Annotated in this window: 10 protein-coding genes; 2 read left to right on the forward strand and 8 right to left on the reverse strand. The window is 62.2% G+C overall.

The features are described 5' to 3' along the window. Positions 1-244 (reverse strand): hypothetical protein (locus tag CEC48_RS17540; RefSeq protein WP_088424883.1); only part of this gene is annotated, 244 nt, incomplete at its 3' end. Positions 245-360: 116 nt separating this feature from the next. Then, positions 361-483, reverse strand: coding sequence for a hypothetical protein (locus tag CEC48_RS31875; RefSeq protein WP_256579728.1), 123 nt, complete (start codon positions 481-483; stop codon positions 361-363). Between CEC48_RS31875 and CEC48_RS17545 the strand changes: the two genes are divergently transcribed. Next, positions 482-1,780, forward strand: a complete 1,299-nt coding sequence (locus tag CEC48_RS17545; RefSeq protein WP_088424884.1) for a serine/threonine protein kinase — start codon at positions 482-484, stop codon at positions 1,778-1,780. The two genes, CEC48_RS31875 and CEC48_RS17545, sit on opposite strands and share 2 nt — an antisense overlap. After that, positions 1,773-2,561: a VacJ family lipoprotein gene (locus CEC48_RS17550; protein ID WP_088424885.1), complete on the forward strand. Its 789-nt coding sequence runs from the start codon at positions 1,773-1,775 to the stop codon at positions 2,559-2,561. The genes CEC48_RS17545 and CEC48_RS17550 overlap by 8 nt, the downstream gene beginning before the upstream one ends. A gap of 50 nt (positions 2,562-2,611) precedes the next feature. Here the strand turns inward: CEC48_RS17550 and CEC48_RS17555 are convergent, their stop codons facing one another. The 6 genes from CEC48_RS17555 to CEC48_RS17580 all read right to left on the reverse strand — a co-directional run bounded on the left by CEC48_RS17555 (position 2,612) and on the right by CEC48_RS17580 (position 13,349). Beyond that, entirely contained in the window at positions 2,612-3,595 is a 984-nt protein-coding gene (locus CEC48_RS17555; protein ID WP_088424886.1) for a GlxA family transcriptional regulator, read from the reverse strand. 34 nt (positions 3,596-3,629) lie between these two features. Further along, entirely contained in the window at positions 3,630-4,535 is a 906-nt protein-coding gene (locus CEC48_RS17560; protein WP_088424887.1) for a DUF808 domain-containing protein, read from the reverse strand. A gap of 67 nt (positions 4,536-4,602) precedes the next feature. Beyond that, a complete protein-coding gene (locus CEC48_RS17565) occupies positions 4,603-6,018 on the reverse strand; it encodes an efflux transporter outer membrane subunit (protein ID WP_088424888.1) in 1,416 nt (471 codons plus the stop codon). Then, a complete protein-coding gene (locus CEC48_RS17570; RefSeq protein ID WP_088424948.1) occupies positions 6,015-9,140 on the reverse strand; it encodes an efflux RND transporter permease subunit in 3,126 nt (1,041 codons plus the stop codon). Before CEC48_RS17570 ends, CEC48_RS17565 begins: the two co-directional genes overlap by 4 nt. Positions 9,141-9,145: 5 nt before the next feature. After that, positions 9,146-12,208 (reverse strand): efflux RND transporter permease subunit, encoded by a 3,063-nt coding sequence (locus tag CEC48_RS17575; RefSeq protein ID WP_088424889.1) that lies wholly within the window; start codon positions 12,206-12,208, stop codon positions 9,146-9,148. Between the two features lie 13 nt (positions 12,209-12,221). Continuing rightward, positions 12,222-13,349, reverse strand: coding sequence for an efflux RND transporter periplasmic adaptor subunit (locus tag CEC48_RS17580; RefSeq protein WP_088424890.1), 1,128 nt, complete (start codon positions 13,347-13,349; stop codon positions 12,222-12,224). Between the last annotated feature and the right edge of the window lie 39 nt (positions 13,350-13,388).

Below are 13,388 nucleotides of genomic sequence, written 5' to 3' on the forward strand. Positions count from 1 at the left end.
ACCCTGCCCGGCCCGGCACAAAAAACGCCAGCACCGACGTGACCAACGCTGCCCAGCCCATCACCTTGAAGTGAATCATCAACCCCAGGTTGGAGCGCACCTGGCATTCCCAGCGGCTGGCTTCGTCAGCACAAATGCCAACCCAACGACCGTCCTCCATGAATCCGTAACGCGCGCCATAACTGGCGGCCAGCCAAAGCGACAGGGCAATAAGCAACAGCATCAGCGGAAAACGGCGGGACATGGGGCACTCCGATAGGCGAAAACGGCGCCCAGCTTAATCTCCCGGCGGCCGTTGGCAAGGCTTGTAAACAGATAAGTGGTCTTCATAGCGTGCCAAAGTGTATCGTCTGCCTACTATTACCCCGATTCCGACGTTTTTTTCCGATTTTTCGTGCCGAAGGCTGGCACTTCGGCAGCAACGCGGTGGTCATAGCCTGCGAACTCCACTTCAGCACGTTTTCCTCTTAGGGATTTAGTCATGCTCCGTTCCTTGCGCTGTGCGGCCCTGTTGGGCAGCCTTTTTCTGAGTGCGTCAGCACTGGCGGTCGATATCGACCAAGCCAGCTATGGCTACCCTTTGACCAACCCGTTCGAAGCGACCATCGCGACCACTCCGCCGAATCTGCGGCCGGAACTGCCGTCCGACGATGAAATCAATCAGTCAGACTACACCCTCACGATGCGCCCCGAGCGCCAGTTCAGCCTGCCCGACAACTTCTGGGCCGTGAAGAAACTCACCTACCGCATCGCCAAGCAAGACCGCGCCGCCCCGCTGATTTTCCTGATCGCCGGCACCGGCGCCCGGTTTGACAGCACCATCAACGAATACCTGAAAAAGCTGTACTACAAGGCCGGTTACCACGTCGTCCAGCTGTCGTCCCCGACCAGCTTCGACTTCATCACCGCCGCCTCGCGCTTCGCCACCCCCGGCATCAGCCAGGAAGACGCCGAAGACATGTACCGCGTGATGCAAGCCGTACGCGCGCAAAACCCGACGCTGCCCGTGACCGACTTCTACCTCACCGGCTACAGCCTGGGTGCCCTGGACGCAGCCTTTGTCAGCAAGCTGGACGAAACCCGTCGCAGCTTCAACTTCAAGAAAGTCCTGCTGCTGAACCCGCCGGTCAACCTCTACACCTCCATCACCAACCTCGACAAGCTGGTGCAAACCGAGGTCAAGGGCATCAACAACAGCACCACCTTTTATGAGCTGGTGTTGAACAAGCTGACCCGCTACTTCCAGCAAAAGGGCTACATCGACCTGAATGACGCCCTGCTCTACGACTTCCAGAACTCCAAGGAACACCTGACCAACGAACAGATGGCGATGCTGATCGGCACCTCGTTCCGCTTCTCGGCGGCCGACATTGCCTTCACCTCGGACCTGATCAACCGCCGTGGCCTGATCACCCCGCCCAAGTACCCGATCAGCGAAGGCACCAGCCTCACGCCGTTCCTCAAGCGTGCGTTGCAGTGCGACTTCGACTGCTACCTCACCGAACAGGTGATCCCGATGTGGCGCGCCCGCTCCGACGGCGGCAGCCTGTTGCAACTGGTTGACCAGGTCAGCCTGTATGCCCTCAAGGACTATCTGCACGACAGCCCGAAAATCGCCGTCATGCACAATGCCGACGACGTGATCCTGGGCCCTGGCGACCTTGGCTTCCTGCGTAAAACCTTCGGCGATCGCTTGACCGTCTACCCCCTGGGCGGCCATTGCGGCAACCTCAACTACCGCGTCAACGCCGACGCCATGCTGGAGTTCTTCCGTGGCTAAATATCTTCTGCTGCTCGCCGCCCTGATGTGCGCGGGCGTGGCCAATGCCGACAACAGCAAGGCCCACACGCCGACCGTGGTGGACTCCGACGGCTTCAAGGAGCCACTGAGCCACCTCAAGTTCAATCCCGGGCTGGACCAGCGTGAATTCGAACGTTCGTCGGTCAACGCCCTGAATGTCTACGACCCGCTGGAGTCGTGGAACCGTCGGGTCTACCACTTCAACTACCGCTTCGACCAGTGGGTATTCCTGCCAGTGGTGGACGGTTACCGCTACGTCACCCCAAGCTTCCTGCGCACCGGCGTCAGCAACTTTTTCAACAACCTGGGTGACGTGCCCAACCTGTTGAACAGCCTGCTGCAACTCAAGGGCCATCGTTCCCTGGAAACCACCGGGCGCCTGCTGCTCAACACCACCATCGGCATCGCCGGCCTGTGGGACCCGGCCACCGCCATGGGCCTGCCGCGCCAGAGCGAAGACTTCGGCCAGACCCTGGGCTTCTACGGTGTACCGGGTGGCGCCTACCTGGTGCTGCCGCTGTTTGGTCCGTCGAACCTGCGGGACACCACCGGCCTGCTGGTGGACTATGGTGCCGAGACCGAGGTCAACTTCCTGAACGTGTCCAAGGTCAGCGAAAACCACCCGGAAATCTGGGCGCTGCGCGCTGTCGACAAGCGCTACCAGACCAGCTTCCGCTACGGCCAGATGAACTCGCCGTTCGAGTATGAAAAAGTGCGCTACGTGTATACCGAGTCGCGCAAGTTGCAGATCGCCGAGTAACGCCGAACTACAAAAAAGGCCATTCGATTGAATGGCCTTTTTTTCGCCGGTTATTTGACCAGACGCTTTTCCTTGGACGGCCTGTAGCCAAAGTACGCGCTGTAGCACTTGCTGAAATGGCTCGGCGAGACAAACCCGCAGGCCACCAGCACATCCACCTGGGACAACTCGGTATGTTGCAGCAACCGGCGCGCCTCGGTGATGCGCAGTTCCAGGTAATAACGCTGCGGCGTGGTGCCAAGCTGCTCCTTGAACAAGCGCTCCAACTGGCGCCGGGAACGGCCTGCGTACACTGCCAGTTGCTCAAGCTCCAGGGGCTCTTCAAGGTTGGCGTCCATCAGGTTGACCACCTCGCGTAGCGGCGCGCTCAAGCAGATGTTTTCCGTCGGCTTTACCCGCCGGTAGCGCGACTCCTCAAACGCCAGGATGTCCTCGATGCCTTCGACCAAGGCTTTGCCGTACAGCCCCTTGATCCAGTCCAGCGCCATATGAAACGCCCCGGACGGGCTCGATGCCGTCAGCCGGTCGCGATCAATCACATACGGCTCGCTGCTGACCTGCGTCGCCTTGCAGAAATCGGCAAGGGCCGGGCGATGTTCCGGGTGGACCGCGCACCGGTAGCCACCGAGCAAACCCGCACGCCCCAGGAACCACGCACCATTCCACAAACCGGCCAGGCTTATGCCCTGCTCCGCGGCGCTTTTGAGCAGGTGGACGAATTCATCGCCAGCCTTCAGCTCGGTGCGGTAGCCGCCGCAAATCACCAGCAGGTCCAGCGCTTTAATCGCTGAATACTCAAGCCGCGCATCGGGCCGAATCACCAACCCGAGGTCGCTGGTCACCTCGCCTTCCAGCAGGCCGAAGGTCGACGTAGAAAACGACGCGGGCCGCAGCAGGTTCGCGGTGATCAGCGTATCCAGCGCCTGGGTAAACGCCGGCAGCGAGAAATGTTCGAGCAGCACAAATCCCGCTCGAACCGTTTGACGGGCCTCGCCGGGATTTTCATTCAGGTAACGGAGGTTCTTGCCTTTCATGCCCCCGCTGAATTGCCGTCGTTCAATCAAATGCCTACGCCCTCACACTTTTCCAAAGCTTACCCACCACGCTGACAACCGCCAACACCACGGCCCCGGCAATGATCCCCGCCACGGCATTGAGCAACGTCGGCACCAGCCACGCCAGGCCACCGGTGCTTTGGCTCACGCTTTCGATCCAGTGATGCACCATTGGCACGCCATGGGTCAGGATGCCGCCGCCGACCATGAACATCGCTGCCGTGCCGATCACCGACAGGCTTTTCATCATGTACGGCGCCGCACGCAGGATCGCCCTGCCAATACTGCGCGCAGCCTGCCCGGGCTTTTGGGTGAGCCACAGGCCCAAGTCATCGAGTTTTACGATACCGGCCACCAGGCCGTAGACGCCGATGGTCATGACAATGGCGATGCCCGACAGCACGATCACTTGCTGCATCAGCGGTGCGGCGGCCACGGTGCCGAGGGTGATGGCGATGATTTCGGCAGAGAGGATGAAGTCGGTACGGATCGCGCCCTTGATCTTGTCCTTCTCGAAGGCCACCAGGTCAGTGGCCGGATCAGCCACGGCTTCGACCAGGTGCGCCTGCTCCTCGGTGCGTTTGTGCAAGAAGCTGTGGGCGAGTTTTTCGAAGCCTTCAAAACACAGATAAGCGCCGCCCAACATCAACAACGGCGTGACCGCCCACGGCGCAAACGCGCTGATCAGCAAGGCGGCGGGCACCAGGATCAGCTTGTTGACGAACGAGCCTTTGGCCACCGCCCACACCACCGGGATTTCCCGCTCGGCGCGCACCCCAGAGACTTGCTGGGCATTCAGCGCCAGGTCATCCCCCAACACGCCGGCGGTTTTCTTCGCGGCCATCTTGGTCATCAACGCCACATCGTCGAGCACCGCGGCGATGTCGTCGATCAATACCAGCAAACTGCTTCCTGCCATGGCTCGGGCTTCCCGTGATTCAAAGTGCGCCGAGAATAACGCGGCGCACACCGGGTTAGCGAGCCGTTCAGTGCGGGGTGGTTTGCCAGCCGCCACCCAGGCTCTGGATCAACGCCACACTGCCCTGGCTGAGTTGGCCCTGGGTGTCGCGAAGATTCTGCTCGGCTTGCAGCAGTACCAGTTGCTGGGTCAGCACATTCTCCTGGCTGACGGTGCCGGCACGCAGTTGCGCCTCCTGGCTGCCGAACAGTTGCTGATTACGCTGGTACACCTGCTGGAAGGCATCGACCTGGGTTTGCAGGTGGTTGATCGCCGACAGGTTATCTTCGACGTTCTGCAAGGCGCTCAGCACGGTGCCCTTGTAGGTCGCGGCGATCTGGTCATAGCTGGCCTCGGCCTGCTTGACCGCGGCCTCACGGGCACCACCGTCAAAGAGCGTTTCCGCCAGCGCCGGACCCAAGGTCCAGATGCGATTGGGCAAGGAGAACAAACCGCCCAACGCGCTGGCGCGATAGCCGGCCTCGGCAGTCAGGTCCAGGGTCGGGAAGAACGCGGCTTCAGCCACGCCGATTTTCGCGTTGGCCGCTGCAGCCGAGCGCTCCGCCGCCACTACATCGGGACGCCGTTGCAACAGGGTAGAAGGCAAGGTCAGCGGTGGCCGGGGAACCACGAAGGTGAAGTCATTGCGCACCGCCACGCTAAACTCGCTCGGCGCCACGCCTACCAACACGGCCAGCGCATGCTCGTATTGCTCACGGTCACGCAGCGAGGTCTGCAAATCGGCAATCGAGGAGGTGAGCTGGTCCTGGGCCACCAGCAACTGGTCGTTGGTGGCGACGCCCTGGGTGAACTGCACCTGGATCATGTCCAGCAGTTGCTGGTTGATCTTCTGTTGCTGTTGCAGCAGGCGCACATCGATATCCATCTGCCGCAGGGCGAGGTAATTACTCGCCACGCTGGAGCTGATAGACAACTGCACCCCGGCCAGCAACGCATCCGATTGCTGGGCCGTGGCCTGGCTCGACTCTATCCCGCGCCGCACCAGCCCCCAAAGGTCCGGCTCCCAACTGGCAGTCAAGGTCGCGCTGACGCTGTTCTCGACACCGCCCGAGGTAGTGCTGGACGGACTGCTGCCGCTGCCGCCCACACCCCGCGAACCCGACAAGCCTACGCCGACGGTGGGCCACAACCCTGCCCGGCTCGACGCCACCTGCGCCTGAGCCAAACGGTAAGCCGCCTCTGCCGCGATGATCGACTGGTTGGCCTTGGCCGAGCGCGCCACCAGATCGTTCAACACCGGGTCCTGATAGGCCGGCCACCACTGGCTGTCCATCGCACCTTGGGGGTTGGCCGCCGCGCGCTGCCACTGTGCGCCTTCCTTGAAGGTCTGCGGCAGCTCCATGGCGGGCTTCTGGTAGTCAGGCCCGACCATGCAGCCACCGAGCAGCAGGCTGATGCAAAGCACGCTGTATTTCACGTTCATAACCTTGCTTCCTTACGCCGACCCAGGCGCTGTGACGCCCGGTCGAGCCACAGGTAGATCACCGGGGTGGTGTACAGCGTCAGCACCTGGCTGAACAGCAGGCCACCAATAATCGAAATCCCCAACGGCCGGCGCAACTCCGAACCATAGCCGGTGCCCAGCACCAGCGGCAGCGCGCCAAGGATCGCCGCCAGGGTGGTCATCATGATCGGCCGGAAGCGGATCAGGCACGCCCGGCGAATCGCTTCCTTGGCCGTGAGGCCAAACTCCCGCCGCTCGGTGATCGCGAAGTCGATCATCATGATCGCGTTTTTCTTCACGATGCCGATCAACAGAATCACCCCCACCAGCGCAATGATCGACAGCTCGGTGCCGGTCAGCAGCAAGGCAATCAGCGCGCCGACCCCCGCCGAAGGCAAGGTCGAGAGGATGGTCAGCGGGTGCGTCAGGTTTTCATAGAGGATGCCCAGCACGATATACACACACAGCAACGCGGCGACGATCAACAACGGCTCGCTGGCCACCGACGACTGGAACACCTGGGCCGTGCCGGCAAACTGGCCGACCACACTGGCCGGTATGCGCAGCTGCTTCACCGCATCGTCCACCATCGCGGTGGCCTGGCCGATGGACGTGCCGGGCGCCAGGTTGAACGAGACCGTCACCGCCGGGAACGTGCCCTGGTGACTGATGGAAATCGCCGTGCGCGCCACCGTGTTGTCCGCCAGTGCCGACAGCGGTACCAGGGTTTGCGAAGTGGTCAGGTTGGGCGCCGTCGTGGTGCCTTTGGTGGTCGTGGCCTGGGTGCCCGTCGGCACATAAATGCCCTTGAGCGCCGACGGGTCAGTCCAGTATTGCGGGGCAATTTCCATCACCACGTGGTACTGGTTCGCCGCGCGATACAGGGTGGCGACCTGGCGCTGGCCAAAGGCGTCGTACAGCGTCTGGTCGACCGCCGAGACACTCACCCCGAGGCGCGCCGCCGTGTCCCGGTTGATCTGCACATTGGCCAGCAGGCTGTTGTCTTGCTGGTCGGTATTAAGGTCGGTCAGTTGCGGCAATTTACGCAGCACCGCCACCACCTTGGGCACCCATTCATCCAGCGATTCCTGGTCATCGGCGGTCAGGGTGTACTGGTACTGCGCGCCACTTTGCCGACCGCCCACGGTGATGTCCTGGGCCGATTGCAAATACAGTTTAGTGCCGGGCAGGTCGCCGAGGCTGCGGCGGATTTGCCCGATGATCTCGGTGGCATTGTCCTTGCGCTCGCCCAGCGGCTTGAGCAACACAAACATCTGCGCACTGTTGACCGCCCCACCGCCGCCTCCGCCACCGCCGACAAACCCGGCGACGGTTTCAATGTTCGGGTTTTTCATCACCTTCTGGTTGATCTCGGTGAAATCCTTCTGCATCGCCCCATAGGAAATGCTCTGGTTCGCCAGGATGCTGCCCTGCAAACGCCCGGTGTCTTCCTGGGGAAAAAAGCCCTTGGGCACCAGCACGTACAGGACGCCGGCGAGCACGATCACCCACACCGTCACAAAACCCATCAGCACCGTATGGTCGATCACCCAACCAAGGGTGCGATCGTAGAAGCGGTGAAAGCGTGAATCCGGGTGTTCATTGCCTTCGTGAATTTCCTTGGGGGCGCGCAGCAGCACGCTGGCGAGCATCGGCGTCACGGTGAGCGAGATCAGCATCGAGATCACGATGGCCACCGACAGCGACACCGAAAACTCGCGGAACAGCCGCCCGACAATCCCGCCCATCAGCAGCAGCGGAATAAACACCGCCACCAGCGACACGCTGATGGTCAGCACCGTAAAACCCACCTCCTGGGCGCCGGCCAGCGCGGCTTCCACCCGGGTCTTGCCGCGCTCCAGGTGGCGCATGATGTTTTCCACCACCACGATCGCATCGTCCACCACAAAACCGGTGGAAATGGTCAGCGCCATGAGTGACAGGTTGTTCAGGCTGTAGCCGAGGAAGTACATCGCGCCAAAGGTGCCAAGCAACGACAACGGCACCACAATCGCCGGCACCAGCGTGCTGCGCCAGTCGCGGAAGAAGCCGAACGTCACCAGCGTTACCAACAGGATCGACACCAGCAACGTTATCTCGACGTCGTGCAGCGAGGCGCGAATGGTAGTGGTGCGGTCCATCAGCAAGTTGAGCTTGATCGTCGCCGGAATCGAGCTTTGCAGAAACGGCAGCGAAGCTTTCACCGCGTCCACCGTCTCGATCACGTTGGCGCCGGGCTGCTTGAACACCACCAGCAACACCGCCGACTTGCCGTTGGACAAGCCGAAGTTGCGCAGGTCCTGCACGTCTTCGCGCACGTAGCCAAGGTCGGAAATATGAATCAGGTCGCCGTTGTGCGCCTTGACCACCAACGGCCCGTAATCCTCCTCATCAAGCAATTGGTCGTTGGCGGCAATGCCGTAGTTGCGGTCACCGATGGCCACGTTGCCCTTGGGCAGGTTGACGTTGGACGCGTTGATCACCTGGCGCACCTGCTCCAGGCTGACGCCGTACTGGTTGAGCCGGTCGGGGTTCAGTTCCACCCGCACCGCCGGCAACGCGCCGCCGCCCACCGTCACGTCACCGACGCCGGTGGTCTGCAACAGCCGCTGCTCCAGCAGGGTCGAGGCCACGTCATACATCTGCCCCGGTGTGGCGCTGTCGGAGGTCAGGCTGATGATCAAAATCGGCGAGTCGGCCGGGTTGACCTTGCGGTACGTCGGGTTGCCGGACAGGTCGCTGGGCAGGTTGCTGCGCGCCGCGTTGATCGCCGCCTGCACGTCTCGGGCGGCGCCGTCGATGTCGCGGTCCAGGTCGAACTGCAAAATAATCCGCGCCGAGCCGAGGCTGCTGGACGAGGTCATCTGCGTGACCCCGGCAATCTGCCCGAACTGGCGCTCCAGCGGCGTGGCCACTGAACTCGCGACCGTGGTGGGATCGGCGCCGGGCAACGAGGCACTGACGCTGATGGTCGGGAAATCCACCTCCGGCAGCGGCGCCACCGGCAGCAGCATAAAGGCCAGTGCGCCAAACAGCGCGAGGCCGGCCGCCATCAAGGTGGTTGCAATGGGGCGGCGAACAAACGGCGCGCTGAGGTTCATTGCCATCAGACCGTTTCAGCCGGGCGGCGGCTGAAGCGCTGCCCCAGGCCGTGCATGGCGAGGAAGATCACCGGCGTGGAAAACAGCGTCAGCAACTGGCTGAGCAACAGCCCGCCGATAATCGCGATGCCCAACGGATGGCGCAGCTCCGAACCAATCCCCGTACCGAGCGCCAGCGGCACCGCGCCAAACAGCGACGCCATGCTGGTCATCAGGATCGGCCGGAACCGCAACTCCGCCGCCTGGCGGATCGCAGCCACAGGGCTCAGGCCACCTTCACGTAATAGTTCCAGGGCGAAGTCGACCATCATGATGCCGTTTTTCATCACGATGCCGATCAGCAGCACAATGCCGATCAAACCGATAATGTCGAACTGCGTACCGGTCACCAGCAACGCCAGCAACGCCCCGAGCGCCGCCGACAGCAGCGTCGAAAGGATCGTCACCGGGTGCACGAAGCTCTCGTACAGAATCCCCAGCATCAGGTACACCACCACAATCGCCGCCACCACCAGGAACACCTGGTTCGACAGCGACTGCTCGAACGTCGCCGCCGCACCTTCCAGGTTAGCCTGCACCGACAGCGGCAAACCGACCTTGGCCTCGATGTCCTTGAGCCGCGTCACCGCCGCGCCGAGGGTCTGGCCCGGGGCGAGGTTGAACGACACGTCGGCATACGGAAACTGGCCCAAACGGTTGATGGTCACGGGCGTACGCACCACCTGCATGGTCGCCATGCTCGACAGCGGCGCGACACCGCCCCCCGGAATGTCCACGTACAAACCCGTGAGCAAATCCGGCAAGTTGCGCGGCGGGTGGTCGGTGGCGATCACCACGTGGTATTGGTTGAGCTGGGTGTAAATGGTCGAGACCTGGCGCTGGCCGAAGGCGTCGTACAGCACGTCGTCGATCGCCTGTGGCGTGATGCCCAGCCGTGAGGCCGTGGCACGGTCAAAGGTCAGTTGGATCTGGTTGCCGAACTGCATCGCCTGGCTTTGCACGTCGCTGAACATCGGGTCTTGCTTGATCGCCGCCAACAGCTTGTTGGTCCACGTTTCCAACTCATCCGGGTCGGTGGCTTGCAGGCCCAGGCGGTAGCTGGTGGTGGACACCGTGGCGTCGAGGGTCAGGTCCTGCACCGAGTGCAGGTACAGGCGGATGCCGGCGTCGTCGGCGTTGGCGTCGGAGAGTCGGCGGATCACTTCGGTGGCGCTGTCACGCTCACCGCGCGGCTTGAGGTTGATCAGCAGGTTGCCCTGGTTGATGGTCGGGTTGGTCTGGTCGATGCCGACAAAGGACGACAGGCTTTGCACCGCCGGGTCTTTGAGGATTCGGGCCGCCAGGCGTTGTTGTTCAGTCTGCATCTGCTGGAACGAAACCGTCGGCGCCGCCTGGGAAATGCCCTGGATCAGGCCGGTGTCCTGGTCGGGGAAAAAGCCCTTGGGCATGATCACCAGAATCATCAGGGTCAGCGCGCCAGTGAGCGCTATCGAGATCAGGGTCAAGGTGCGGTGCGCCAACACCCAATCCAGGCCACGCACGTAGTGAGTGTTGATACGGTCGAAGAAATCCGCACGGCGCTCCTGGTGCTTATTCTTCAGCATCCGCGCGCACATCATCGGCGTCAGGGTCAGCGAGATGAACGCTGAAATCACGATGGTCACGGCCACGGTCATGGCGAATTCGCGGAACAGCCGGCCGACCACATCGCCCATGAACAGCAGCGGGATCATCACCGCGACCAGCGCAATCGACAGCGAAATAATCGTGAAACCAATTTGCTCCGAGCCCTTGAGCGCCGCCTCCAACGGTGAGTCGCCCGCCTCGATATAGCGCGTGATGTTTTCGATCATCACGATGGCGTCATCCACCACAAACCCGATGGCGATGGTCAGCGCCATCAGCGTCAGGTTGTTCAGGGAGAAGCCCAACGCGTAGGCCACGGCCAGGGTGCCAACCAACGTCAGCGGCACGGTGACGGCCGGAATAATCGTCGCCGCCACGTTGCGCAAGAAGATGAAAATCACGATCACCACCAGCAGCACCGCCACCGCCAGTTCGTACTGCACATCAGTGACCGACGCGCGGATGGTTTGCGTGCGGTCGGTGAGCACATCGACCTTCAAGGTGCCCGGCAAACTGGCCCGCAGCTTGGGCAGCAATTGCTGCACGCGGTCGACCACTTCAATCACGTTGGCGCCGGGTTGGCGCTGGATGTTCAGCACAATCGACGGCGTGCTGTTGGTCCACGCGGCCTGGCGCGGGTTCTCCGGGCCCTGGGTGGAACTGGCGATCTGCGAAAGGCGAATCGGTGCGCCGTTTTTATAGGCGATCACCAGGTCGCGGTATTCCTCGGCCGATTGCAGCTGGTCGTTGGCGCCAATGGAATACGCCTGGAACTTGCCGTCGATATTGCCTTTGGCCTGGTTAACGTTGGCGGTGCCGAGGGAGGTGCGCAGGTCATCGATAGACAAGCCCAGGCTGTTGAGCGCCGAGGTATTTGCCTCGACCCGCACCGCCGGGCGCTGTCCGCCGCTGATCGTCACCAGGCCCACGCCGGTGATCTGCGAAATCTTCTGTGCCAGGCGGGTGTCGGCCAGGTCTTCGACCTTGGTCAACGGCAACACATCCGAGGTCAGGGACAGCGTCAGCACCGGCGCATCCGCCGGGTTGACCTTGCTATACACCGGCGGGTACGGCAGGTTGGCCGGCAAAAAGGTCCCGGCGGCGTTGATCGCGGCCTGCACTTCCTGCTCGGCGACATCAAGGGACAGCGACAGGTCAAATTGCAGGGTCACCACCGAGGCGCCGTCGGAGCTGGTGGAGTTCATCGATTTGAGGCCCGGCATCTCGCCAAGCTGACGCTCCAGCGGCGCGGTGATGGATGAGCTGACCACATCCGGGCTGGCGCCGGGGTATTGGGTGAAGACCTGGATAGTCGGGTAATCCACCTCCGGCAATGCCGACACCGACAACAGGTGATACCCCAACATCCCCAGCAACAGCACCGCCACCATCATCAAGGTGGTGGCGACGGGACGTTCGATAAAGGGCCGCGAAATGTTCATGCTCGGCAGCTCCTCACTCGGCGACGACCTTCACGGCGGAACCGTCATCCAGTTTGTCGGCGCCCTCGGTGATCACCTGCTCGCCCGGCTTGACGCCGCTTTCGAGCACCGCCGAGACATCGCCCATCGATGGGCCGGTCTTGATGCTGCGCAGGCTGGCCTTGTCGCCATTCACCACAAACACGAAATCGCCCTTGCTGCCATGCTGGATCGCCCGGGTGGGTACCACGGCGACTTGGGTCAAGGTGTCGGCTTTCAGACGCGCATTGACGAACTGATTGGGGAACAGCGCATTGCCCGAATCATCGAACTGCGCCTTGACCTTGATGGTGCCGGTGGTGGTGTCCACCTGGTTATCCAGGGCCAACAGGCTGCCCGTGGCCAGCAAGGCTTTTTTATTGCGGTCGTAGCCCAGCACTGTCACGGCGCCACGGCCCAGAGCCTGGTTGATTGCACCCAGGTCGTCCTCGGGCACGGCGAACACCACCGTGGCCGGGTTCATCTGGGTAATCACCACGATGCCGGTGGTGCTGGTGGTGGTGACGTAGTTGCCCGGATCTACCAGGCGCAGGCCCACCACACCGTCGACCGGCGAGGTGATGGTGCAGTAGCTGAGCTGCACTTCAAGGTTCTGCACATTGCCCTGGTCGGCGGCCACGGTGCCCAGTTGTTGCTGGACCAGTGACGCCTGGGTATCGACGGTTTGCTGGCTGGTGGAGCCGGCCTTGACCAGTTCGCGGTAGCGCACCAAATCGCGCTGGGCGTTACTCAATACGGCCTGGTCGTGGGCGAGGGTGCCCTTGGCCACGGCCAGTTGGGCCTTGAGGGCACGGTCATCGATGCGCGCGATCACCTGGCCCTTGCTGACGTGCTGGCCTTCCTTGAACTCCACGCTGCTGAGGATCCCGTCGACCTGGCTGACCACGGTCACACTGCGGGTTGGGGTGACGGTGCCCAGGGCATCGATATACACCGGCACGTCCTGCAATACCACAGGCACCACGGCAACCGGTTCGCCGGGTGTCGGCGGCTTGCCTTTATGCCTACCTGCAAAGAAGTGCAAACCCAGGGCAATCAACAACGCTACCAGTAACAACGTGCCAACGGCCCAGGCGAACGTACGTCGTCTGCTTTTCTCCACGGTTTCACTCTCGAACGCCGAAATCAGGATGGAGCGACA

Origin of the sequence: Pseudomonas sp. K2I15 (assembly GCF_002204795.1) — a bacterium.
Classification (GTDB): Bacteria; Pseudomonadota; Gammaproteobacteria; order Pseudomonadales; family Pseudomonadaceae; genus Aquipseudomonas.

Coding starts and splice junctions, on each gene's coding strand:
- CEC48_RS17555 (WP_088424886.1), bottom strand. CDS start 3,595: ATGAAAGGCAAGAACCTCCGTTACCTGAATGAAAATCCCGGCGAGGCC.
- CEC48_RS17545 (WP_088424884.1), top strand. CDS start 482: ATGCTCCGTTCCTTGCGCTGTGCGGCCCTGTTGGGCAGCCTTTTTCTG.
- CEC48_RS31875 (WP_256579728.1), bottom strand. CDS start 483: ATGACTAAATCCCTAAGAGGAAAACGTGCTGAAGTGGAGTTCGCAGGC.
- CEC48_RS17565 (WP_088424888.1), bottom strand. CDS start 6,018: ATGAACGTGAAATACAGCGTGCTTTGCATCAGCCTGCTGCTCGGTGGC.
- CEC48_RS17570 (WP_088424948.1), bottom strand. CDS start 9,140: ATGAACCTCAGCGCGCCGTTTGTTCGCCGCCCCATTGCAACCACCTTG.
- CEC48_RS17560 (WP_088424887.1), bottom strand. CDS start 4,535: ATGGCAGGAAGCAGTTTGCTGGTATTGATCGACGACATCGCCGCGGTG.
- CEC48_RS17575 (WP_088424889.1), bottom strand. CDS start 12,208: ATGAACATTTCGCGGCCCTTTATCGAACGTCCCGTCGCCACCACCTTG.